The organism is Micromonospora sp. NBRC 110038, from assembly GCF_020884815.1.
GTDB lineage: Bacteria > Actinomycetota > Actinomycetes > Mycobacteriales > Micromonosporaceae > Micromonospora > Micromonospora haikouensis.
On record NZ_BBOL01000001.1, the window covers coordinates 1,125,660 to 1,148,240 of the forward strand.

At 76.0% G+C, this 22,581-nt stretch carries 17 protein-coding genes; 9 read left to right on the forward strand and 8 right to left on the reverse strand.

The window, feature by feature from the left end; all coding sequences use genetic code 11:
* Window positions 1–81: 81 nt before the first annotated feature.
* The 3 genes from LPU61_RS04815 to LPU61_RS04825 form a co-directional block, all read right to left on the reverse strand.
* On the reverse strand, window positions 82–1,080 hold the full coding sequence (locus tag LPU61_RS04815; RefSeq protein ID WP_043962596.1) for a twin-arginine translocation signal domain-containing protein: 999 nt from the start codon (window positions 1,078–1,080) through the stop codon (window positions 82–84).
* A 121-nt stretch (window positions 1,081–1,201) separates the two neighbouring features.
* A complete protein-coding gene (locus LPU61_RS04820) occupies window positions 1,202–4,135 on the reverse strand; it encodes an AfsR/SARP family transcriptional regulator (RefSeq protein WP_229404234.1) in 2,934 nt (977 codons plus the stop codon).
* A gap of 79 nt (window positions 4,136–4,214) precedes the next feature.
* The gene (locus tag LPU61_RS04825) at window positions 4,215–5,189 is read right to left on the reverse strand and encodes a nitroreductase family protein (RefSeq protein ID WP_043964261.1); all 975 of its coding nucleotides are present in this window, start codon (window positions 5,187–5,189) and stop codon (window positions 4,215–4,217) included.
* Window positions 5,190–5,374: 185 nt separating this feature from the next.
* Between LPU61_RS04825 and LPU61_RS04830 the strand changes: the two genes are divergently transcribed.
* Complete coding sequence (locus LPU61_RS04830) at window positions 5,375–6,013, forward strand: response regulator transcription factor (protein WP_043962597.1); 639 nt, start codon at window positions 5,375–5,377, stop codon at window positions 6,011–6,013.
* 97 nt (window positions 6,014–6,110) lie between these two features.
* On the opposite strand, the gene LPU61_RS04835 is transcribed toward LPU61_RS04830, so the two are convergent.
* Entirely contained in the window at window positions 6,111–7,817 is a 1,707-nt protein-coding gene (locus LPU61_RS04835) for a GAF domain-containing sensor histidine kinase (protein ID WP_229404566.1), read from the reverse strand.
* 44 nt (window positions 7,818–7,861) lie between these two features.
* Window positions 7,862–8,953, reverse strand: coding sequence for a nitroreductase (locus LPU61_RS04840; RefSeq protein ID WP_374199590.1), 1,092 nt, complete (start codon window positions 8,951–8,953; stop codon window positions 7,862–7,864).
* 142 nt (window positions 8,954–9,095) lie between these two features.
* Between LPU61_RS04840 and LPU61_RS04845 the strand changes: the two genes are divergently transcribed.
* A complete protein-coding gene (locus LPU61_RS04845; RefSeq protein ID WP_229404236.1) occupies window positions 9,096–11,417 on the forward strand; it encodes a heavy metal translocating P-type ATPase in 2,322 nt (773 codons plus the stop codon).
* Between the two features lie 10 nt (window positions 11,418–11,427).
* Here LPU61_RS04845 and LPU61_RS04850 read toward each other — a convergent pair whose 3' ends face one another.
* The 3 genes from LPU61_RS04850 to LPU61_RS04860 form a co-directional block, all read right to left on the reverse strand.
* Window positions 11,428–12,288, reverse strand: a complete 861-nt coding sequence (locus LPU61_RS04850; RefSeq protein ID WP_043962601.1) for a universal stress protein — start codon at window positions 12,286–12,288, stop codon at window positions 11,428–11,430.
* Window positions 12,285–14,687, reverse strand: coding sequence for a phosphoketolase (locus LPU61_RS04855; protein ID WP_043962602.1), 2,403 nt, complete (start codon window positions 14,685–14,687; stop codon window positions 12,285–12,287). Before LPU61_RS04855 ends, LPU61_RS04850 begins: the two co-directional genes overlap by 4 nt.
* Before the next feature lie 124 nt (window positions 14,688–14,811).
* Window positions 14,812–15,657 carry a universal stress protein gene (locus LPU61_RS04860; protein ID WP_043962603.1) on the reverse strand — a complete coding sequence of 282 codons (846 nt, stop codon included), beginning with the start codon at window positions 15,655–15,657 and terminating at the stop codon, window positions 14,812–14,814.
* A 158-nt stretch (window positions 15,658–15,815) separates the two neighbouring features.
* On the opposite strand from LPU61_RS04860, the gene LPU61_RS04865 reads away from it, so the two are divergent.
* From LPU61_RS04865 to LPU61_RS04895, 7 genes are all read left to right on the forward strand, one after another.
* Window positions 15,816–16,052: an HTH domain-containing protein gene (locus LPU61_RS04865; protein ID WP_043962604.1), complete on the forward strand. Its 237-nt coding sequence runs from the start codon at window positions 15,816–15,818 to the stop codon at window positions 16,050–16,052.
* Complete coding sequence (locus LPU61_RS04870; protein WP_229404237.1) at window positions 16,052–16,636, forward strand: Clp protease N-terminal domain-containing protein; 585 nt, start codon at window positions 16,052–16,054, stop codon at window positions 16,634–16,636. The genes LPU61_RS04865 and LPU61_RS04870 overlap by 1 nt, the downstream gene beginning before the upstream one ends.
* Window positions 16,637–17,318: 682 nt before the next feature.
* On the forward strand, window positions 17,319–18,278 hold the full coding sequence (locus tag LPU61_RS04875) for a diacylglycerol kinase family protein (protein WP_043964263.1): 960 nt from the start codon (window positions 17,319–17,321) through the stop codon (window positions 18,276–18,278).
* Complete coding sequence (locus tag LPU61_RS04880) at window positions 18,271–19,272, forward strand: YihY/virulence factor BrkB family protein (RefSeq protein WP_043962606.1); 1,002 nt, start codon at window positions 18,271–18,273, stop codon at window positions 19,270–19,272. Before LPU61_RS04875 ends, LPU61_RS04880 begins: the two co-directional genes overlap by 8 nt.
* A gap of 93 nt (window positions 19,273–19,365) precedes the next feature.
* Window positions 19,366–20,856, forward strand: a complete 1,491-nt coding sequence (locus LPU61_RS04885; RefSeq protein WP_229404238.1) for a phosphatase PAP2 family protein — start codon at window positions 19,366–19,368, stop codon at window positions 20,854–20,856.
* A 4-nt stretch (window positions 20,857–20,860) separates the two neighbouring features.
* Window positions 20,861–21,679, forward strand: a complete 819-nt coding sequence (locus LPU61_RS04890) for an endonuclease/exonuclease/phosphatase family protein (protein WP_229404239.1) — start codon at window positions 20,861–20,863, stop codon at window positions 21,677–21,679.
* Between the two features lie 67 nt (window positions 21,680–21,746).
* Window positions 21,747–22,433: a hypothetical protein gene (locus LPU61_RS04895; RefSeq protein ID WP_052503680.1), complete on the forward strand. Its 687-nt coding sequence runs from the start codon at window positions 21,747–21,749 to the stop codon at window positions 22,431–22,433.
* The last annotated feature ends 148 nt before the right edge of the window (window positions 22,434–22,581 follow it).

The following is a 22,581-nucleotide window of genomic DNA, read 5'->3' on the forward strand; positions in this document are numbered from 1 at the left end:
GCCGTTGCGCCACGGACCGGGGCCCGCCGCAGGCCGACTCCGCAACGTCAGCCGCCGGCGGCGGGGCCCCGGTCCGGGCGGTCAGGGGTGGGTGCCGATCTGGTCGGCCTCGCCCTCGCCGATGCCGTACTCCCGTTCGGCGGGCGGGATGCCGTAGAAGCAGACGCTGTCGATCTGCCCGGCGGTCTCGTTGGCCACCGACGAGCCGAAGCTGACGTAGCGGTAGCCCCGGTCGGACTTGTAGCCGTCGATCCCGGCCTCGGTGACCTTCATGCTGATCCGGTTGTTCCAGCCCCGCACGTAGTCGACCATCTTGTACGGGTTGCGCTCGCCCCCGCCGTCCGCGCCCCGCTTCAGGTACGTCGAGCTGTAGCAGTGCACCGTCACCACGTCCGGCTGGTACGGGCCGGAGAGCATCCCGCCCAGCCCGTCGCCGGTGTCCCGGACGAACGCGTCGAACCAGCTGCCGGAGCTGCCGAAGGTGAAGCCGCTGCCGTCACCGGCCCACCGGCCGGCCGGCATGTTGACCGCCCAGAGCAGGTTGCCCCGGTCCTGCGACGGCTTGTTGTCGCGGATCGTCGCGAGCCGGTTCCACCGGGCCAGCCACGGGTTGTTCGGCTGGTGCCAGTCCGGCTCGTTGCCGATCTCCCAGACGAACAGCGTGTTCGGGTGCGCGTCGATGTACGGCAGCATCAGGCTGAGCTGGTGGCGGGCCAGGTTCGGGTCCGGGTCCTCCGACGACTGGATGATCATCTCGGTGAGCCCGGTGCCGCGCAGCGAGTCGAGCTGCGCGTCGCTGAACCGCCGGTTGTACGGGTCGCCCCAGAACATCGAGATCCGGGCGGTCTGCGGGCGCATCCGGCGCAGGATGTCGACCTTGCGGCTGAAGTCGATGTTGTTGCTGGCGTCGCCCGGCGAGACGACGGCCCCCCACTTCATGTAGTAGGCGGCCGAGGCGGGCCGGGCGTCGCCGAGGACGCCGCCGACGGTCAGCGCGGCGGCGGACGCCCCGACGCCACCGAGGAAGCCGCGCCGGGACAGCCCCGGGCGGTCCCCGGCGGGGATGGAACGGTCGGTCATGGTGGAGCCTCCCCAGGTCCGGTGGGCACGGCACGCGCCCGCCGTCCACCCTCCCCGGTGGACGCCTCCCCGGCCCTCTCAGCCCGCTCTCACCCCGCTCGCACGAGCGCGGCGGCGGCTCTCAGCCCGCTCGCACCTCGCCGAGCAGGCGCAGCGCCCGCTCCCGCTCGCCGTCCTCGCCGTGCTCGCGGCACAGGGCGAGGCAGTAGCGCAGCGCCGACCGGGCGGCCGGCAACCGGCCCAGCGCCAGGTACGCCGCGCCGAGGCGGCGCAGCGCGATCAGCTCGCCGATGCCGTCGCCGACCTCCCGGGCCCCCGCGACCGCCTCCGTCAGCTCGGCCACCGCCCGCTCGTGCGCGCCCGTGCGCAGGTGCAGCTCCCCCAGGTGCCCCAGGGAGATCGCCTCGCCCCGCCGGTAGCCCAGCTCCCGGCACAGCCCGAGGGCCCGCCCCAGCAGCGCCTCGGCGTCGGCGTCCGCGCCGCGCCCGCCGAGCACCAGGGCCAGGCTCGTCGACGTGTACGCCTCCCCGAACCGGTCGCCCAGCTCCCCGAAGATGGCCAGCGCCTGCCGGAACGCCGCCTCCGCCGGCCCGGGCCGCCCGGCCACCCGGTGCGCCGCGCCGACACCGAACAGCACCTGCGCCTGGCCGGCGCGGTCGCCGAGCTCCACCGTGATCGCCTTCGCCCGGCTCAGCGCGGCCATCGCCTCGGCGTCGCGCCCCTGCAGCCGGTAGGCGGTGCCCGCCGCACGCAGCGCCAGCGCCTGCCCCGTGCGCTCGCCGAGCCGGTCGAACCCGGCCAGCGCCGCGTCGAAGCAGGCCAGCGCGTCGTCGAGGCGGTCCAGGTTGAGGTGCCGTTCGCCGAGGGACCGCAGCAGCCAGGCCCGGCCCGCGTCGGCGTCGGCGGCCACGCAGGCGTCCAGGGCCGCCGTCGTCGCGCCCGCCCAGTCGTCGAGGTGTTCGCGCAGCTCGAACAGCCGGCCCAGGGTGTTGGCGAGGTTCCACGCCGGCTCGACCAGACCGGCCGCCGCCGCCCGCCGCACCGTCGCCACCAGCATCCGCCGGGACGCCTCGAACCAGGCCACCGGGTCGCCGAGCACCGCGTCGCGTTCGGCGGCCGTCCACCGCGACCAGCGCGGGGCGGCGCCGGCCACGCCCCGCCGGAAACCCCCGCCGGTACGCCGGTACGCCTCGTCGGCCAGCGTCAGCCACCCGCCGGCGAGCCGCCCCAGCGCGGCCGTCCGCTCACCGGGCGCGCCGTCGGCGTCCAGCAGTTCCCGCGCGTACGCCCGGACCAGGTCGTGCAGCCGGTAGCCGCCGCCGTCGGCGTCCACCAGGCGGGCCTCGACCAGCCGCTCGGTCAGCTCCTCGCCCTCGGCCGGCGACCGGTCCAGCAGCGCGGCGGCTGCCCAGCCCGGCACCCGGGGCAGGTCCACCCCGCCGAGCAGCCGCAGCAGCCGCCGCTCGGTCGGGTCCAGCTCGTGGTAGCTGGTGGCGAGGCTGGAGCGCACCGCCAGGTCGCCGGTGCGCAGCACGTCGAGGCGGGCCCGCTCGTCGGCGAGCTGCCCGGCCAGCTTCGCCACCGGCCAGTGCGGCCGGGCGGCCAGCCGCGCCCCGGCGATCCGGATGGCCAGCGGCAGGTACCCGCAGCGTTCGGCCACCCGCACGCAGTCGGCGTGCTCGGCGGCCACCCGGTCGGGGCCGATCGCGTGCCGCAGCAGGTCCACCGCCTCGTCGGCGGCGAACACGCCCAGGTCGACGTGGTGCGCGCCGGGCAGGGCGGTGAGCCGGCGGCGGGCGGTCACCAGCACCGCGCAGCCGGGCTCGGCCGGCAGCAGCGGCCGGAGCTGGTTCTCCCCGGCGGCGTTGTCCAGCACCACGAGCAGCCGTCGCCCGGCCGTGCGGGCCCGGAACAGCGCCGCCCGTTCGTCGGTGTCGGCCGGCACCGCCCGGGGGTCCTCGCCGAGGGCGTGCAGGAACCGGCCCAGCACCGTCGACGGGTCGTGCGGCTCGCCGCCGCCGCGCAGGTCCACGAAGAGCTGACCGTCGCCGAACCGGTCCCGCACCAGGTGCGCGACGCGTACCGCGAGGGTGGTCTTGCCGCTGCCGGCCGCGCCGGACACGACCACGACGGGCGGCGCGGCGGGCTGCCCGGCGTCCGTGGCCGGGCCGTCGCCTGCCGGCGGGGCCAGCAGTGCGGCCAGCCGGGCCGCGAGGTCGTGCCGGCCGACGAAGTCGGCGGCGTCCATCGGCAACTGGGCCGCCGGGGGCGCGGGCGGCGGCGCCGGGGCGGGCTCGGCGGCGTCCAGCAGGGGGTCGCCGTCGAGGATGCGCCGGTGCAGCTCCCGCAGCCCCCGGCCGGGCTCCAGGCCCAGCTCCGCCACGGTCGCCGCCCGGCCCCGCCGGTACGTCTCCAGCGCCTCGGCCCGCCGGCCGGTGCGGTGCAGCGCGAGCATCAGCCGCTCCCGCAGCTCCTCTCGCAGCGGTTCGGCGTCGACCATCCGGTGCAGGGCGGGGATCAGCTCGGCGTGCCGGCCGAGGGCGAACTCGACGTCCACCCGGTCCCGCTCCACGGCCAGGCGCAGCTCGGTCAGCTCCGCCACGGCGGCGGGGAACCCGGCGGCGTGCGGGTCGCCCGGCAGGCGCACGTCGGCCAGGACCGGGCCGCGCCACAGCGCCAGCGCCTCGCCGTAGCGGCGGGCCGCCTCGGCCGCCCGGCCCGACCGGGCCAGCGCGGCGGCCTCGGTGGCGCGGGCGGTGAACACGCGCGCGTCGAGGTCGGCGTCGGCGACGGTGAGCCGGTACCCGCCGGGGCGGGTGGCGATGGTGTCGCCGAGCACCCCGCGCAGCCGCCAGATCAGCGTCTGCACCTGCCCGACGGCCGTGTCCGGCGGCGCGTCGCCCCACAGCGCGCCGAGGAGCTGGTCCAGCCCGGTGTCCCGGCCGGCGTTGACCAGCAGGACGGCCAGCAGCGCCCGCTGCTTGCCGCTGCGCGGGGTGACCGTCCGCCCGGCCACGGCCACCTCGAGCGGCCCGAGTATCGCGAAGCTGGCCATCGGCCGGCACCGTACCACCGTGCGCACAGGCCGGGGCGGGGGTCGCCGGCGTGCGGCGCGCACCCCGGCGACCGTCGCCTCACGCTTGGCCGACCGGCACGTCCAGCACCTCGTCGACGCTGCGGCGGGGGGTCGGCGAGCCGGGCTGGCCGTACCCGATCCGCATCACCATCTGCGGGGTGCCGAACCGGCCCAGGGACAGCCGCAGCGCCTCCCGCGCCCCCGGCACCTCGATCGGCTGGGACATCATCGACACGCCCAGCCCGGCGTCGGTGGCGGTGAGCAGCACCCGCTGCAGGGCCTGCCCGGCCACCACCTGGTCGGTGGTGGTGTTGCCGGCCGTGCCGAGCACCGCCACCAGCGGCTCCGGCTCGAAGTCCCGGCCCGGGGCGCGGCTGCGCCCGCCGAAGCCCCGGCTGGGCAGCAGGTCCTGCGGCTCGCCCAGCGGGCCGCCCGCGGCGGCCGGCACCCCGTCGGGCGCGGGCGCGCTGCGCACCCACTCGGCCAGCTCGGCCCGGTAGGCGGGGTCGCGCTCCAACACCCGGTTGGCGCTGCGGGCGACCTCGGCGAACGCGTTCACCGCGCTCACCCCGATCACCATCTCCAGCCAGCCCTGCTCGGCGCGGGCCGCCTCGCCGAGTCGCCACCGCACGTCGGCCGGCACCGGATCGGGCCAGAACGGGGCCCGGTTGCTGAACCGGTGCGGGATGACGCCGTACAGCATCTGCTCGGTCGGGGTGGGGCGGCGCGGCACGTCCGGGACCAGCCGGGCCAGTACGTCGGGCTCCGTCGGGTACGGGCGCAGCCGCACCGTCGCCGGGGTGCCCGCGACGGCCAGCGCCAGCCGCAGGTTGAACAGGGCCGCCCCGCAGGCGATCCGGGCCCCCCAGCCGCTCGGGTCGGTCGCCGGTAGCCGGCGACCGCGGTCCAGCAGCACCTCGATCCCGCCGTCGCGCAGCCGGAACCGCCACGGCTGGCTGTTGTGCAGCGACGGCGCCCGCACGGCGTCGGCGGCGGCGGCCCTGAGCTGCTCGACGGTGAAGCCGGTCTCCATCATGATCCCCTCCCGTGGCAGTCGTGCCGCCCCGTCTGGTCCACCTCCACGGTGCGTGACCAGGGCGGTCGCCGGGCAGGGCCGGACGTCCCGTCTGCGCCGGGACCCCCAGCCCACCGCCGCGCGGCGGCGGTAGGGACCTTCGGCCCGTGCGGGCACCCGGCCCGAGGGGGTAGAAACGAGGGATGATCCGGGTGTTCCTGCTCGACGACCACGAGGTCGTCCGTCGTGGCCTTGCCGACCTGCTCACCAACAGCGGCGACATCGAGGTGGTGGGGGAGTCGGGCTCCGCCCAGGAGGCGGCCCGCCGCATCCCCGCGCTGCGGCCCGACGTGGCGATCCTCGACGCCCGGCTGCCCGACGGCAACGGCATCGACGTGTGCCGCGACATCCGCGCCGTCGACTCGTCGATCAAGGGCCTGATCCTCACCTCGTACGAGGACGACGAGGCGCTGTTCGCGGCGATCATGGCCGGCGCGTCGGGTTACGTGCTCAAGCAGATCCGCGGCACCGACCTGGTCGACGCGGTGCGCCGGGTCGCCGCCGGCCAGTCCCTGCTCGACCCGGCGATCACCACCCGGGTGCTGGAGCGCATCCGCAGCGGCGTGGAGCAGCCCCGGGAGCTGAAGACCCTCACCGAGCAGGAGCGGCGCATCCTGGAATACGTCGCCGAGGGCCTGACCAACCGGGAGATCGCCGGCAAGATGTTCCTGGCCGAGAAGACGGTGAAGAACTACGTCTCCAGCGTGCTGGCCAAGCTGGGCCTGGAGCGGCGCACCCAGGCGGCCGTCCTGGCGACCCGCCTCCTCGGCAAGGCGCACTGACCGGCCGCCGGCACCTGCCGGGCCAGCCGTCGCGCAGCGGGGCCGCCCGGCAGCGCAGCTCGGGCCAGCCGACGCTCAGCGGGGCCGTCGCGCCGGGTCAGTCGTCGCGCAGCGGGGCCGTCCAGCGCAGCTCGGTGCCGTGGGGCGTCACCGGGCGCACCTCGAACTCGCCGCCGTGGCGTTCGGCGCGCTCGCGCAGGTTGACCAGGCCGCCCCGCGCGGCGGCCGGGTCGCAGCCCTTGCCGTCGTCGGCGACCGTGACCGTCACCCAGCCGCCCTCCACCCGCACGCCCACCGCGACCCGGCTCGCCTCGGCGTGGCGTACGGCGTTGGACAGCGCCTCGCGGAGCACGGCCGTGAGGTCGGGGCGGACCGGCTCGGGGACGGCGCTGTCGATCGGGCCGGTCAGCTCCAGCGACGGCCGGAAGCCCAGCGACTCGGCGGCCACGTCGACCGCCTCGCGGATCTCGGTGCGCAGCGCCGCGCTCATCGGGGTGCGCAGCTCGAAGATCGTGCGGCGGATGTCGCGGATCGTGGCGTCGAGGTCGTCGACGGCCGCGTTGATCCGCTTGGCCACCTCGGGGCGGGCGTTCATCGCGCCGCTCTGCAACTGCAGGCCGGTGGCGAACAGCCGCTGGATGACCACGTCGTGCAGGTCCCGGGCGATGCGCTCGCGGTCCTCCAGGACCACCAGCAGCTCCCGCTCCTCCTGCCCCCGGGCCCGCTCCATGGCCAGCGCCGCCTGCCCGGCGAAGCTGCCGAGCAGCGCCACGTCGTCGTCGGTGGCCCCGCCCCGGTCGGGCGGGTAGGCGATCACCAGGACGCCGTGCAGCGTGTCGGCGGCGGCCAGCGGGGAGACCACCGCCGGCCCGGCGGTCACCGGTGTCGGCCAGGGCGCGGCCTCGGCCAGGTTCTCCACCAGCGTGTGCCGCCGCTCGGTGACCGACTCGGCGAAGCTGGTCTCGCCGGCCGGCAGCACCGCGCCCACCAGCCCCCGGACCGGCTCGCCGGCCCCGTCGGCCGGCCCCCGGGCCGGCTTGTCGGCGGCGTCGACCACCTCGACGGTGAACTGGCCGGCGTCCTCGTCGTAGAGCAGCACGACGGCCAGTTCCGCCTCGGCGACCTCCCGGGCCCGCCGGGCCACCAGCGCCAGCGCGTCGGTGCGCCGCACCTCGCCCAGCAGCACCGAGGTGATCTCGGCGGTGGCCGCCAGCCAGCGCTCCCGGCGGTGGGCCAGCGCGTACAGCCGGGCGTTCTCGATCGCCACGCCGGCGGCGGCGGCCAGCGCCACCACGATCTCCTCGTCGTCCTCGGTGAACTCGGCCGCGCCCTGCTTCTCGGCCAGGTAGAGGTTGCCGAAGACCTGCTCGCGGATGCGCACCGGCACCCCGAGGAAGCTGTGCATCGGCGGGTGGTGCGGCGGGAAACCGTAGGACTTGGGATGCCTGGTGATGTCGGGCATCCGCACCGGGCGGGGCTCGTCGATGAGCAGGCCGAGCACGCCCCGCCCATGCGGCAGGTCGCCGATCTTCGCGTGCAGCTCGGCGTCGATGCCGTGGGTGATGAAGTCGTGCAGCAGCCGGTCGGGGCCGATCACCCCGAGCGCGCCGTACTTCGCGCCGACCAGCTCGCACGCCGCCGCGACGATCCGTTGCAGCGTGCTGCGCAGGTCGAGATCGGTGCCGATGCCGACCACCGCGTCGAGCAGGGCCCGCAGCCGCTCCCGGCTGGTGACCACCTCGCCGACCCGGTCCAGCATCTCCTGGAGCAGTTCGTCGAGGCGGACCCGCGACAGCGGGCTCAACCCCAGCGACGGCGCGACCGGCTCATGCCTCGGGTTCGGTGCGTTCACCCGGCGATGGTATCGCCCGGCGAACGCACCGCGGACGTGTCGACGATCTGCTCCGTGGGCAGCCGGGGGGTGTGCGGCGGGCCGGCGTGCGCCGGGTCCGCGATCCCCATCCGCAGCACCAGGTACGGGTACCCGAGGCCGGCGAGGACCTGCCGCAGGGTCTGCCGGGTGCCCTCCACCTCGACGACGCCCGACAGCGGCACCATCGACACGCCCAGCCGGGTCGCCGTCAGCCACCCCGCCGACAGCGCCTCCCCGGCCCGCAGCCAGCTGTCCGGCTCGTCCTCGTCGCCGAAGAGCACCCCGTACGCCGCCGCCCGGTCGTGGCCCGGCCCGATCGGCAGGGTGCCCGGGCGGCCGAAGTCCCGCCCCGGCACGGTGGTCTGCTGCGCCTGCTCGGGCAGCACCTCCGGCGGCAGGCCCGTGCCGGTGCCCGCCCGGCTCGTCCAGTAGTCCAACTCCTCGCGCTGCCCCGAGTCCTCCGCCTCCACCGTCGCGGCGTGCGAGGCCGCGGCGGCCAGCTCCATCACCTGGTCGAAGTTGAGCACCTGGAGCCGCGCGCCCTCGGCGGCGACCGCCGCGGCGATGTCGCCGAGCGCGGCCGTCGGCACCGGCTCGTCGCCGACCGGGCGGCGGTCGGTGTGCCGCACCTGCATGCACTGCACCAACCGCATGGCGTCGGGGTCGGCCTCGACGCGCTTGAGGTCGCCGACCCGCGCCAGCAGCTCCGCATCGCCCGGGTCGGGCAGCCGTTCCACCACGAACGCCCAGCCCTCGGCGGCGAGGGCCACCCGGGCGTGGTGCAACGCCGCGCCGCAGCTCAGCGCCGACAGCCGGCCCTCCGGATCGGTGGCGGCGAGCTGACGGTCCCGCACCACGCGCAGCTCCAGCGCGTCGGGCAGCACCCGCCAGCGCCACGGCTGGGTGTTGTGCACCGAGGGCGCGTGGCCGGCCGTCGCGGCGGCCTCCGCGAGCGCGGTGGTCAGCGGGCGGTCCGTCGCCGGCGTCTCGTGGCTCATCGTCACGACCTTTCGTCTCAGCCCATCGTGCCCCACCGCGCGGTGCCCCGGGCGGGGTTGCCGCTCCATCCTGCGGCACCGGCACCCCCGGACGCACGGTACGCAGGTCCCGTCCCGCCCGGGTACTTCGCCTCCGCCGATCATGACAGGCGGCGGGCGCGATTCGGTGGTTGGCCTCCTCGCCGACCCCGCCCGTTGAGAGGATCCGCAGGTGGGCACCGAGGCGCGGGAGTGCGTACCGGAGCGGCCGGTGCGGCAGCGCTGGGCGCGCGGGCTGCAGTGGGCGCCGCTGGCCGCGCTGACGCTGGCCGTGCTGGCCGGGGCGGGGCTGTGGCTCGCCGGCCGGCGCACCTGGGCGGACTGGCTGTGGGCGGCGGCGACCGTGACGGCGCTGGCCCCGGCGGCCTGGTCCATGCTGCGCCAGCTGTGGCGGCGGCAGTTCGGGGTGGACGTCATCGCCGTCCTCGCGCTGGCCGGCGCGCTCGTCGTCGGGGAGTACCTGGCGGGCGCGGTGATCGCGCTGATGCTCGCCACCGGCCGCGCGCTGGAGGCGTACGCCCAGCGCAGAGCGACCCGCGACCTGCGTGCCCTGCTGGAACGGGCCCCGCGCACGGCGCGGCGGCGGGTCCCCGGCGGCGGCATCGAGACGGTCCCGCTGGACCGGGTCGCGGTCGGCGACCGGCTGGTGGTCGGCCCCGGCGACGTGGTGCCGGTCGACGGGACCGTCGAGGAGGCCGCCACCCTCGACGAGTCGGTCGTCACCGGCGAGTCCCGGCTCGTGCAGCGGGCGGCCGGCGAGCAGGTGGCCAGCGGCGTGGCCAACGCCGGGGCCGGGTTCGGGCTGCGGGCGACGAAGAGCGCGGCGGCCAGCACGTACGCGGGGATCGTCCGGCTCGCCGAGGAGGCCACCGCGCGCAAGGCCCCGATGGTGCGGATGGCCGACCGGTACGCGGCGGCGTTCGTGCCGTTCACGCTGGTCCTGGCCGGGCTGGGCTGGTGGCTCTCCGGCGAGTTCGTGCGGGCCGTCGCGGTGCTGGTGGTGGCCACCCCCTGCCCGCTGCTGCTGGCCACCCCCATCGCGATCGTCTCCGGGCTGTCCCGGGTGGCCCGCCGCGGGGTGCTGGTCCGCGACGGCGGCTCGCTGGAGCTGCTGGGCCGGGCCCGGACCCTGCTGGTCGACAAGACCGGCACGCTCACCGCCGGCCGGCCCCGGGCCGCCGAGACGGTGGTCGCCCCCGGCGGCGACCGGGACGAGGTGCTGCGGCTGGCCGCCTCCGTGGAGCAGCTCTCCCCGCACGTGCTGGCCGCGGCCCTGGTCCGGCAGGCCCGGGAGCGGGGCCTGCGGCTGACCGACCCGACCGACGTCACCGAGGAGCCGGGGCGCGGGGTCACCGGCCGGGTCGACGGGCGGCTGGTGCGGGTCGGCCAGCTCGGCGGGGAACTGCCGCAGTGGGCGGCCCGGGCCGCCGAGCGCGCCGAACTGGCCGGCCGGTCGGCCGTCTGGGTCAGCGACGAGCGGGAGCCGCTCGGTGCGATCCTGCTGGAGGACCCGGTGCGCCCCGACGCCCGCCGCACCGTGCGGCGGCTGCGCGAGGCCGGGCTGACCCGGCTGATCATGGTCACCGGCGACCGGCCCGGCACCGCCGACCAGGTCGCGCAGGCCGTCGGCGTCGACGACGTGCTGGCCCGGTGCACGCCGCAGGAGAAGACCGCCCGGGTACGCGAGGAGTCCCGCCGGGCCGTCACCGTGATGGTCGGCGACGGGGTGAACGACGCCCCCGCCCTGGCCGAGGCCGACGTCGGGGTGGCGATGGGCGCCACCGGGGCGACCGCCTCCGCCGACGTCGCCGACGCGGTGCTCACCGTGGACCGGCTCGACCGGCTCGCCGACGCCGTGGAGATCGCCCGGTACGCCCGCCGCATCGCCACCCAGAGCGCCGTCGTCGGGATGGCGCTGGCCGTGGCGGCGATGCTGGTCGCCGCCGCCGGGAGGCTGCCGCCGGTGGCCGGGGCGTTCCTCCAGGAGGGCATCGACGTCGTGGTGATCCTCAACGCGCTGCGGGCTCTCGGCGGCGGGCTGCGCCGCCGGGACGTCCCGCCGGACACCCGGGAACTGCTCGGCCGGTACGCCGGCGAGCACGCCGCGATCCGCGACGTGCTCGCCGCCCTGCGCGACACCGCCGACCTGGTCGCCACGCACCCCGACTCGCCCGACTGCCTGCCCGCCCTGCGCGCGGTGCACGGGCGGCTCACCGGGAGGGTGCTGCCGCACGAGGCCGCCGAGGAGCGGCAGCTCTACCCGGCGCTGGCCGGGCCGCTCGGCAGCGACGAGGCGACCTCGCCGATGAGCCGGGGACACGTGGAGATCCGTCGGCTGGTCGACCGGATCGGCGGGCACCTCGCCCAGGCCGGCGACGGGCCGCTGCGCGGCGACCAGGTCACCGACCTGCTCGCCGCGCTGTACGGCCTCGACGCCGTCCTGCGCCTGCACCTGGCCCAGGAAGAGGAGGACTACTTCTCCCTCCCCGACTGACGCCTGCGCGTCAGCGTTCGCGGACCACCGCTACCGGGCAGTGGGCGTGGTGCAGGAGCTGCTGGCCGACCGAGCCGAGCAGCATGCCGCGCAGCCCGCCCCGGCCCCGGCTGCCGACCACCACGAGCTGGGCGTCCCGGCTCGCCTCGACCAGCGCGCCGGCCGGGCGGCCGGCCACCACGTCGACGGTCACCGCGACGTCGGGGAACGTCTCCCGCCAGCCGGCCAGCGGCCCGTCCAGCGCCGCCCGTTCCGCTGCCGCCGCGTCGTCGGCGCCCAGGTCCCGGTCGGCCGACGGCTCCCAGGCCCGCACCACGTGCAGCGGGACGCCCCGCTGGGCCGCCCGCTCGACGGCGAACCCGAGGGCCAGCAGCGAGGTGTCGGACCCGTCGACGCCCACCACCACCCGGCCCGTGCGCCCGGCGGGGGTGTCGCCGTCGCGGACCACCACCACCGGGCAGTGCGCGTGGGCGGTCACCGACACGGCCGTGGAGCCGGCGAGCAGGCCACCGAACCCGCCGTGGCCGCGGCTGCCGAGCACCAGCAGGCCCGCCTCGGCGGAGCGTTCCTCCAGCACCAGGGCCGGCGGCCCGTCGAACACCTCCCCGTGCACGGTGACCGTGGGCCGCGCGGCGGCGGCGTCGGCGGCGGCCTTCGCGACCAGCTCCTCGACCTGCCGGCGGGCGGTGTCGTCGGGCCAGATCCCGGGGGCCACGCCGGGGCCGACCCAGCCGGCCACGGTCACCCACTCGAAGACGTACGCCAGGCGGATCGGCCGGCCGCTGTGCTCCGCCTCGTCGAGCGCCCAGTTCAGGGCGAGGGTGGCGTCGGCGGAACCGTCGTAGCCGACGAGGATCTCGTCACCGTTCACTGTCCGCTCCTCAGCTCGGCGTCGGTCTCCCGGATCCACCGCCACTCGGCGACCCGGGGGTCGTCCTCGCCGTACTCGCGGGTGTGGTCGCGGCACGCCTGCCGGGCGTCGACCATCTCCTGGCGCAGGTGCGCGGCGCGCGCGGCCAGCCCCGGCACCCGGTCGATCACGTCGATGACCAGGTGGAACCGGTCCAGGTCGTTGAGCATCACCATGTCGAACGGTGTGGTGGTGGTGCCCTCCTCCTTGTACCCGCGCACGTGCAGGTTGTCGTGGTTGGCGCGCCGGTAGGTGAGCCGGTGGATCAGCCACGGGTAGCCGTGGTAGGCGAAGATGACCGGCTTGTCGCGGGTGAAGATGGTGTCGAACTCGTTGTCGGGCAGGCCGTGCGGGTGCTCCGACGGCGGCTGGAGGCGCATCAGGTCGACCACGTTGACCACCCGCACCCTCAGCTCGGGCAGCCGCTGGCGCAGCAGGTCGGCGGCGGCGAGGGTCTCCAGCGTCGGCACGTCACCGGCGCAGGCGAGCACCACGTCCGGCTCCTCGCCGCCGTCGGTGCTGGCCCAGTCCCAGATGCCCAGGCCGCGCCGGCAGTGCTGGATCGCCTCGTCCATGGTCAGCCAGTTCGGGGCGGGCTGCTTGCCGGCCACCACCACGTTGATGTAGTGCCGGCTGCGCAGGCAGTGGTCCATGGTGGAGAGCAGGGTGTTGCCGTCCGGCGGCAGGTAGACCCGCACCACCTCGGCCTTCTTGTTGACCACGTGGTCGATGAAGCCCGGGTCCTGGTGCGAGAAGCCGTTGTGGTCCTGCCGCCACACGTGGCTCGACAGCAGGTAGTTCAGCGAGGCGATCGGCTCCCGCCAGGGGATGCCCCGGGTCACCTTCAGCCACTTGGCGTGCTGGTTGACCATCGAGTCGACGATGTGGATGAACGCCTCGTAGCTGGTGAAGATGCCGTGCCGGCCGGTCAGCAGGTAGCCCTCCAGCCAGCCCTCGCACAGGTGCTCCGACAGCACCTCCATCACCCGGCCGTCGGGGGAGAGGTGGTCGTCGCCGTCGACCCGGTTGGCGACGAACGCCCGGTCGGTGACCTCGAAGGCCGCGCCGAGCCGGTTGGAGGCGACCTCGTCGGGGCCGAAGAGGCGGAAGGTGTGCGGGTTGGCGGTGATGATGTCGCGGACCCACGCGCCGAGCACGCCGGTCGCGCCGACCGCGGGCTCGCCGTGCTGCTGGACGTCGACGGCGTACCGGCGGAAGTCCGGCAGCTCCAGGTCGCGCAGCACCCGTCCGCCGTTGGTGACCGGGTTGGCGCTCATCCGCAGGTCACCGGTCGGCGGCAGCGCGGCCAGCTCGGCGACGGGCGCGCCGGTCGGGTCGAACAGCTCCTCCGGCCGGTAGCTGCGCAGCCAGCGCTCCAGCTCGGCCAGGTGCTCCGGGTTGTCGCGCACCTCGGCGATGGGCACCTGGTGGGCGCGGTAGGTGCCCTCCACCTGCTTGCCGTCGACGACGGCCGGGCCGGTCCAGCCCTTCGGCGTACGCAGGATGATCATCGGCCAGCGGGGGCGCTCGACGGGGCCGCCGGAGCGGGCCCGGCGCTGGATCTCGGCGATCTCGTCGACCGCCCGGTCCAGGGTGGCGGCGAGGGTCTGGTGCACCGTGGCCGGGTCGTCGCCCGCGACGACGTACGGCTGGTAGCCGAAGCCGCGCATCATGTCCAGCAGGTCGTCGGTGGGGATGCGGTCCAGCACCGTCGGGTTGGCGATCTTGTAGCCGTTGAGGTGCAGGATGGGCAGCACCGCCCCGTCGCGGGCCGGGTTGAGGAAGACGTTGGACAGCCAGCTACCGGCCAGCGGGCCGGTCTCGGCCTCCCCGTCGCCGATGACGCAGGCGACCAGCAGGTCGGGGTTGTCGAACGCCGCGCCGTAGGCGTGGCTCAGCGCGTACCCCAGCTCGCCGCCCTCGTGGATCGAACCCGGCACCTCCGGTGCCACGTGGCTCGGGATGCCGCCGGGGAAGGAGAACTGGCGGAACAGCCGTTGCATGCCGGTCTCGTCGCGGCTCACCGAGTGGTAGAGCTCGCTGTAGGTGCCCTCCAGCCAGGTGTTGGCCACCAGCGCGGGGCCGCCGTGACCGGGGCCGGTGATGAAGATCGTCGGCAGCTTCCGGTTGACGATGATCCGGTTGAGGTGCGCGTAGAGCAGGTTGAGGCCCGGGCTGGTGCCCCAGTGCCCCAGCAGCCGGGGCTTGACGTGCTCGGGCCGCAGCGGCTCCCGCAGCAGCGGGTTGTCCAGCAGGTAGATCTGCCCGACGGTCAGGTAGTTAGCGGCCCGCCAGTACGCGTCCAGCCGGCGCAGCTCGTCTTCGGTCAGGGGGCTGTGCAGGTCTACAGCGGTGTCCATGCTGCGTTAGCCTCTCGCGGATCGGGGACGTTCGCATCCGGGGTGCCGGGTCTTCCCGGCCACGTCCAGCTTCGCGGTGCGGGCGGAGATCGATCAGGGCCGTTGGTCCCGGACCGTGGGGACGTCATGCCCCGCCCGGCGCGGTGGAAACCAGTCCACGCACGACGATGACCGGGGCGGGGGAGTGGTAGAGCAGCGACTGGCTGACCGCGCCGAGCATCCCGCGCAGCGGCTCGTCACCCCGGGCGGCCACCACGGTCAGCTGCGCGGAACGGGACTGTTCGACCATGACCGCGCCGGGGTCGCCGACGACGACGTGGCACTCGGTCGACACCTCCGGGTGCCGGCGTCCGCACCGGGCCACCACTTCGGCCAGCTCGGCGCGCGCGGTCCCCAGAACGTTCCGGTCCTCGGGCGGCGGCTCGACGACCCGCACGGCGAGCAGCCGGGCGGACCGGCGGGCGGCGCAGCCGAAGGCGAACGCCAGCGCCGTGCGGGAGCTGGCCGAACCGTCGACGCCGACGAGGACGGGGCCCTGCGGTGGCGGCTCGGGGCGGACCACCAGCACCGGACAGCCGGCCCGGGCGGCGAGTTGCACCGCCGGTGCGTCGGCGGGGATGCACGCGCCGCAGCGCGACATCCCGCCGTCGCCGATGACGACGAGGAACGCCGACTCGGAGCGGCGGACCAGCGCGGCGACCGGCGCGCCCTCGACGATCTCGCCGCTGACCGGCACCGCCGGCTCCGCCTCGCCGGCGGCTGCGGCGGCCTGTTCGAGCAGCTCCTCGGCCCGGGCGCGGGGGCCGGTCACCGACGGGGCCTCCAGCGCCGCCGACCAGTTGAAGGCGTGCAGCAGGCGCAGCGGGCGGCGGTGGCCGGCGGCCTCCCGCGCGGCCAGCCGGACGACCTGCCCGGCGGACTCCGGCGAGCCGAGTGCGGCCACCACGGGCGCGTCGGCGGGTGGGGTCATCCGGCCTCACCTCCCCCGACAGGCGTGCACGGCGGGTCCGATCCCTGTGACCGAGCGTAGTGGCCGACGGCCCGGCGGGGGCCGGTATCGCGCCGGCCCGCCCGGCGCTGCTGTCAACTCTGGTTGACGCAGCCCGGTTGTCAACGTATGTTGACACCATGAGTCACGCGACGGAACTCGCGGCGGCGGCCGGCAGCACCGATCCCCGGGTCGGCCTGCGTGCCGTGCGCGCCCTGCGCCGGCTGCTCGAACGGCTGGAGGTGGTCCAGGTGGACAACGCCCGACGGCAGGGCTGGTCCTGGCAGGAGATCGCCGACGCGTTGGAGGTCAGCCGGCAGGCGGTCCACAAGAAGCACGCCGGGCGACCGGCGGTCCCGAGCACCTGGGAGGAATAGTGTTCGAACGGTTCACCGACCGGGCCCGCGAGGTGGTCAAGCAGGCCGCCCACGAGGCGCGGGCCGCCGGGCGGCGCCCCGTCGGCACCGAGCACCTGCTCCTCGCCGTCCTCGCCGACCCCGACAACCTCGCGAGCCGGGTGCTGTCCGCCGCGGGCGTCCGCACCGCCGACCTGCGCGCCGCCGTGGCCCGGCACACCGCCGAGGGCGACGCGGGGCTCGCCGAGGCCGACGCCGCCGCGCTGCGCGAGATCGGCATCGACCTGGCCGCGATCGTCGCCCGGATCGAGGAGTCCTTCGGCCCCGACGCGCTGCGTGCGGCGGCGCCCGCCTCGCGCCGCCGGTGGGGGTGGCGGCAGCGGCAGCGGCCCGGCGGCCCGTTCTCGCCCCGGTCGAAGAAGGTGTTGGAGCTCTCGCTGCGCGAGGCGCTGCGGCTGCGGCACCGGCACATCGGCACCGAGCACATCCTGCTCGGGCTGCTGCGCGAGGGCGGCGGCCCGGCCGCGCTGGTGCTCACCGAGGCCGGGCTCGACCTGGACGACCTGCGCCGCCGGGTCGAGCTGGCCCTGCGGGCCGCGGCCTAGCCGCACCGCCCGGTCCACCCGGTTCTCCGGGCCTTCCCTCGCTTCGCGGTTCCCCTCACCCTTCCCCTTCCCTTCCCCCTCGCCTCCCCTCGCCCCCTCCCCTCTCACTTCTCCCGCCCGCCGCCCGCCGCCCGCCGCCCGCCGCCCGCGGCCCGCCGCCCGCGGCCCGCGGCCCGACTCCCTCCCACGGCTCTCCTTCCTCGCCCGCTCGCCGACGGCCCACCCTGTCGACTCCATGTGGCTCAGGGTGATTGCCTCTCCGGCGGCGGCGTTGCCGCCCGCCCTCCTTTGCTCTGCACCCATCCACGCAACGGTATGCGGACAGTAATCGGCCGTGTTGTCGCGTGACTCTGCGCGGTCCCGCGAAACCACAGCTCGTGCGCTGTGCTGCGCCCGTGGGTGCAGAGCAAAGGGGGCGGGCGGCGTCGGGCGGTGCGGGCTCGAAGCAACGCAGGGTGACGAGCCTCGGTCCCCCTGCGCCAGCGACGCGTACCTCACGCAACGTGGCCGGCGGCGCGGCCGGTTCCGGGCACCCCGGCCCCGTAAACCTGTTTTCGGTGCGCGCAACCTCACCGGTCGCCGGCTCGCCGCCCGCACCGATTTGGCGCACACTGGCGCCGTGGATGCTGAGCAGAACACGCGTTCGACGCCGGACGCGCGCGCGGCCGACCACCACGGCGGGCTGCGCTCCGCCGTGGTGGTCAACCCGGTGAAGGTCGCCGACCTCGACGAGCTGCGCGAGACGGTCGACGGGGCGCTCGGCGCCGCCGGCTGGCCGGCACCGCTGTGGTTCGAGACCACCCCGGAGGACCCGGGCCGGGGGCAGACCGAGAAGGCCGTCTCCGCCGGGGTCGACGTCGTCTTCGCCTGCGGCGGCGACGGCACCGTGATGTCCTGCGTCAGCGCGCTGGTCGGCACCGACGTGGCCCTCGCCGTCCTGCCCCAGGGCACCGGCAACCTGCTCGCCGCCAACCTCGGCCTCTCCACCGACCTGGCCGCCGGGCTGGAGGTGGCCGTCGAGCAGGGCCGCCGCCAGCTCGACGTCGGCGCGGTCGACGACGCCTACTTCACCGTCATGGCCGGGATGGGCTTCGACGCCCAGATGCTCGACGCCACCTCGGAGACGACCAAGGCCCGCATCGGCTGGCCGGCGTACGTGATGGGGGCCGCCCGGCACCTGCGCGACCGGCCGATGCGGGTCACCATCCGCATCGACGACCGGCCGCCGCTGCGCCGCCGGGCCCGTTCGGTGCTGGTGGCCAACGTCGGCCGCCTCCAGGGCGGCGTCACCCTGCTCACCGACGCCGAACCGGACGACGGCTGGCTCGACGTCGCCGTGCTCACCCCGCGCACCCTGCGCCACTGGCTGGCCATGGGCTGGGCGCTGGTGCGCCGCCGGGGCAGCGTCCCCCGGATGGAGGTCTACCGCGCCCGTCGGGTGGAGGTCACCAGCAACCGGGCCCAGCCGCGCGAGCTCGACGGGGACCTCATCGCACCGGGGCGGCGGCTGGCGGCCGAGATCCGCCCCCGCGCCCTCTGGCTCTGCGTGCCGCAGCCGCAGGAGGCACCCGACCTGGCCGCCGACGCCGAGGCAGCCGGGGAGCGGGGCGAGGAGCTGGTCGAGGAGGCCCGCCGTGAGTAGCACCAGGATGGTGCCCGAGACCCGGCTCATGGCCGACGAGGAGCTCTCCGCCGACGACGCCTGGCACACACTGCGCCGCCACGGCGGCTGGCGCCTGCTGCGGGACGCGTTCGTCCGGTTCCGCTACGGCGACGGGTTCAGTCACTCCCGCGCCCTCGCGCTGCAGCTCTGCCTCGCCGTGGTGCCGTTCCTGATCGCCCTCACCGGCCTGATCACCGACCTCGGCGCCGACGAGGGCGGCCGGGTCGTCGCCGACACCGTGCTCGCCCTCACCCCCGGGCAGAGCGAGCAGGTGGTCGGTGAGCTGCTCGACTCCGGCGAGCGCACCGAGGACGCCGGCGAGCTGGCGCTGACCCTCGGCCTGCTGACCGGCCTCGTCGCGCTCACCACCACGATGGCCCAGATCGAGCGCGGCGCCAACCGGATCTACGGCGTAGAGCGGGACCGCCCGGCCCTGTGGAAGTACCTGCGGGCCGCCGTCCTCGCGCTCGTCGCGGGCGTCCCGGCGCTCGCCGGGTTCCTCATCCTGGTCGGCGGCGGGTCGATGGGCGATTCGGTACGCCGCAACTACGCCTGGGGCGACGTCGCCACCTTCGCGTGGGACGTGGTCCGCTGGCCGCTGAGCCTCGGCCTGACCGTGCTCGCCGTGGCCCTGCTGTTCCGGCACGCCCCCCGCCGCAAGCAGCCCGGCCTGTCCTGGCTGTTCCTCGGCGCCGGCATCGCCACCGCCCTGTGGTGGCTGGCCAGCCTGCTGCTCGCCGCGTACGTGCGGTTCAGTGACGGGTTCGGGCAGACCTACGGGGCGCTGACCGGCATGATGGCGCTGCTGCTCTGGGCCAACCTCACCGGGATGGCGCTCTTCGGCGGGCTGGCCTTCGCCGCACAGCTCGAAGCGATGCGCATCGGTGTGCCCGAGCCCGCCCAGCCGGACCTGTGGCAGCCCGAGACCGAGCGCGAGGAGATCCACGACACCGGCGAGATGACCGCCCTCTGAGCTGGCCGCGACACCCCGGCGCGACACCCCCCGGTGTACGGGAGGCCCGGATCGGGTAAAGCGCCTCGCCAGAGCAGACAAGGGAGGTGCGGGGTGACCGCGGTCAAAGAGGTGGTGCGGCGACCACTCGGCCATTTCGCCGAGCGGAGCATCGCCGGGCTGGTGGCCGTCGTCGGCGCGGGGGTCGCCTTCGGCCTGCTGCTGATGCTGGTGCGTTTCCGGTGGAGCCCGCTCCAGCACGCCGACCACGAGGCCGCCGAGTGGTTCAACGGGCTCGTCGCCCCGCACCACGCCCTGGTCACCGTGTTGCAGGCGATCACCGACCTCGGCGGGCGGCCCGTGCTGATCTGGCTGGTCAGCGTCGCCGTGCTCGGGCTGCTGATCCGCAGGCAGGCCCGGCTCGCCGTCTATCTGATCATCACCGGGGTCGGCGGGCTGATCCTCGACCCGTCGCTGAAGACCCTGGTCGGCCGCCTGCGCCCCGTGGTGGACGTGCCGCTGGCCAGCGCCCCCGGCAACAGCTTCCCCAGCGGCCACGCCCTCGGCTCGTTCGTCGCGTACGGGGCGATCCTGCTGGTCTTCCTCCCCGCCATGGCGCCCCGCTGGCGCAAGCCCGCCATCGCCGTCGCCGCCGTGCTGGTGGCCCTGATCGGGCTGACCCGGATCGCGCTGGGCGTGCACTTCGTCTCCGACGTGCTCGGCGGCTGGCTGCTCGGCGCGGCCTGGCTGGGCGTCACCGCGTACGCCTTCCGGCTGTGGCGGCGCGAGCGCGGCCGGCCGGTGCCGCCGCTGACCGAGGGGCTGGAGCCGGAGGCGGGCCGCGACATCGCCCCGGCCCCCGCCGAGGAGCGCGTGCTGGAGCACCCCCGCTCGGCCGTCGCCGAGCTGCTGGTCGGCTGGGTGCTGGTGTTCGGCGCGCTGTACGCGTTCGGCATGTTCGTCAGCTACCACGCCAAGGACACGTTCCTCGGCACCCTCGACACCGGGGTCCCGCGCTGGTTCGCCGACCGGCACACCGACGCGCTGACCGACCTGAGCTGGTGGTGGAGCAAGTTCGGCGACACCCACGCGATCCTGCTGGTGTCGCTGGTCTTCTGCCCGCTGGTGCTCGCCGTGTGGCGGCGCTGGCGGCCGGTGCTGTTCGTGGCGCTGGCGATGTTCGGCGAGCTGACCCTCTTCCTCGCCTCCGCCCGCGCCGTCGACCGGCCCCGCCCGCCCGTGGAGAACCTCGACGGGCAGATGCCCACCTCGTCGTTCCCGTCCGGGCACATCGCCGCCACCATCTGCCTCTGGCTCGCCATCGCCCTCATCGTGTTCCCCCGCACCGACCGCTGGTGGCGCTGGATCTTCGTGGCCGCCGCGGTGGTCATGCCGGTGGGGGTGGCGGTCTCCCGGATGTACCGGGGCATGCACCACCCGACCGACTTCATGGGCGCGATCCTGCTCAGCGCCCTGTGGATCGGCCTGCTCTACTGGGTGATCCGCCCCAACGCCGACCTCGCCGAGGGCAACCGGCCGGCGATCGAGTCCGAACAGGTCGACGAGCTGGACGACGAGCTGGCCTCCGCCGGCCGCCCCGACTGACCCGATGCTGCGGGTGATGACCTGGAACATCAAGACCGGCGGTCGGGACCGGACGGGTCCCGGCCGCCTGGACCGGGTGGCCCGGGTCGTCGCCGCGCACCGGCCGGACCTGCTGGCCGCGCAGGAGCTGCGCGGCTTCGACTCCGGCGGCGTGCTGGCCGGCTTCGCCGCCGCCGTGGGCATGGAGCCGCACCTGGCCCGGTCGTGCTTCGGCCAGCCCGTGGCGGTGCTGGTCCGCCCGCCGCTGCGGGTCGTCGCGGCCGGTCCGGTCCGCCGCCCGTTCCACCACGCGGCGGTACGCGTCACCGTGGCCACCGACGCCGGGCCGCTGACCGTGTTCGGCGCGCACCTCGACCCGTACTCGGGGCTGCGGCGGCGGGTCGAGGCGGGCTGGCTGGCGGGGGCGGTCGGCCGGGCCCCCGGCGTGGGGCGGGGCGCGCTGGCGCTGCTGGCCGGGGACCTGAACACCCTCGCCCCGGGCGTCGACCACACCGACCGCGTCGCCCGGCTGCCGGCCGCGTACCGGCGTCGGCACCTGCGCCGGGACGGGCGGACGGTGGAGACCCGGGCGGTGGCCCGGCTCGCCGCCGCCGGCCTGGTCGACCTGTACGCCGCACTCGCCCCCGGCGACGACGAGGGGCCGACCGCGCCGACGCGGCACGGCGGCGGCGTGGAGTTCTCCGGCATGCGGCTGGACTATCTCCTCGGCACGGCGGCCCTGGCCGGGCTGGCCCGGTCCTGCGTCGTCGTGCGCGGCGGCGACACCGAGCACGCCTCCGACCACTACCCGGTGCTGGCCGACCTCGACCTGCGCCCGGCCTGACCGCCGCCCGTGCCGCCGTGCCGCCCGGGCCGCCGGGCGGTTGCCGCAGGCCACTACGCTCGCCGCCGTGACCGGTCGCCCCAGCACCCGCCCAGAGCCGCCGCCCCCGCTGGTCGCCGCGTTCGCCCGGGGCGTCGCCCTCGTCGTGGTGCTGCCCGTCCGGCTGCTGTGGGAGCTGCTCGTCGGGGCCGGGCGGCTGCTGCACCGGTGGCTGCTCAGCCCGCTGGGCAGGGCCCTGCGTGCCTGGGTGCTGCGCCCGCTCGCCTGGCTCGCGTACCACCTGGTCTGGGTGCCCCTGGCGTGGCTGGCGCGGCATCTGGTGCGGCGTCCGCTGGGCTGGGTGTTCCGCACCCTCGTCCGGCCTGCGGCGCGACTGGTCGTGGTGGCGGTCGACTGGCTGATCCGCCACCTGCTGGTGCCGCTGGTACGCCTGGTGGGGCGGCTGTTCGGCCCGGCGTTGACGGCCCTCGGGCGCGGCCTGTGGTGGCTGCTGCGGCTGGCCTGGACGGCCCTGTCCTACGCCTGGCGGCTTGCCGGGCGCATCCTGCGCGCCCTGCACCGGCTGCTGCTGCGCCCCGCCGGGCTGGCCCTGCGCTGGGCCTGGCGGCACACCGTCGCCCCAATCGGCCGCGCCCTGCGCGCCGCCTGGCGGGTCACGGTCACCCCGGCGGCCCGCTGGCTGAACGCGTCGGTCCTGACCCCGGTCCGCGAGGCCACCCGGGCCCTCCTGAGCGCCCTGAACCTGCGCCCCTGACACCCCTCGCCGTCGCCGTCGTCGCGGCGTTGTCACTTTCCGTGTGGTTGGTGGCGTGGGGCTGCGGGGGCGCAGTCGTTACTCTCCGTGATGCTCCGCTGAGGTCACCGAAGTGCCCTCGCTCCCTTTGCTCTGCACCCATCGGCGC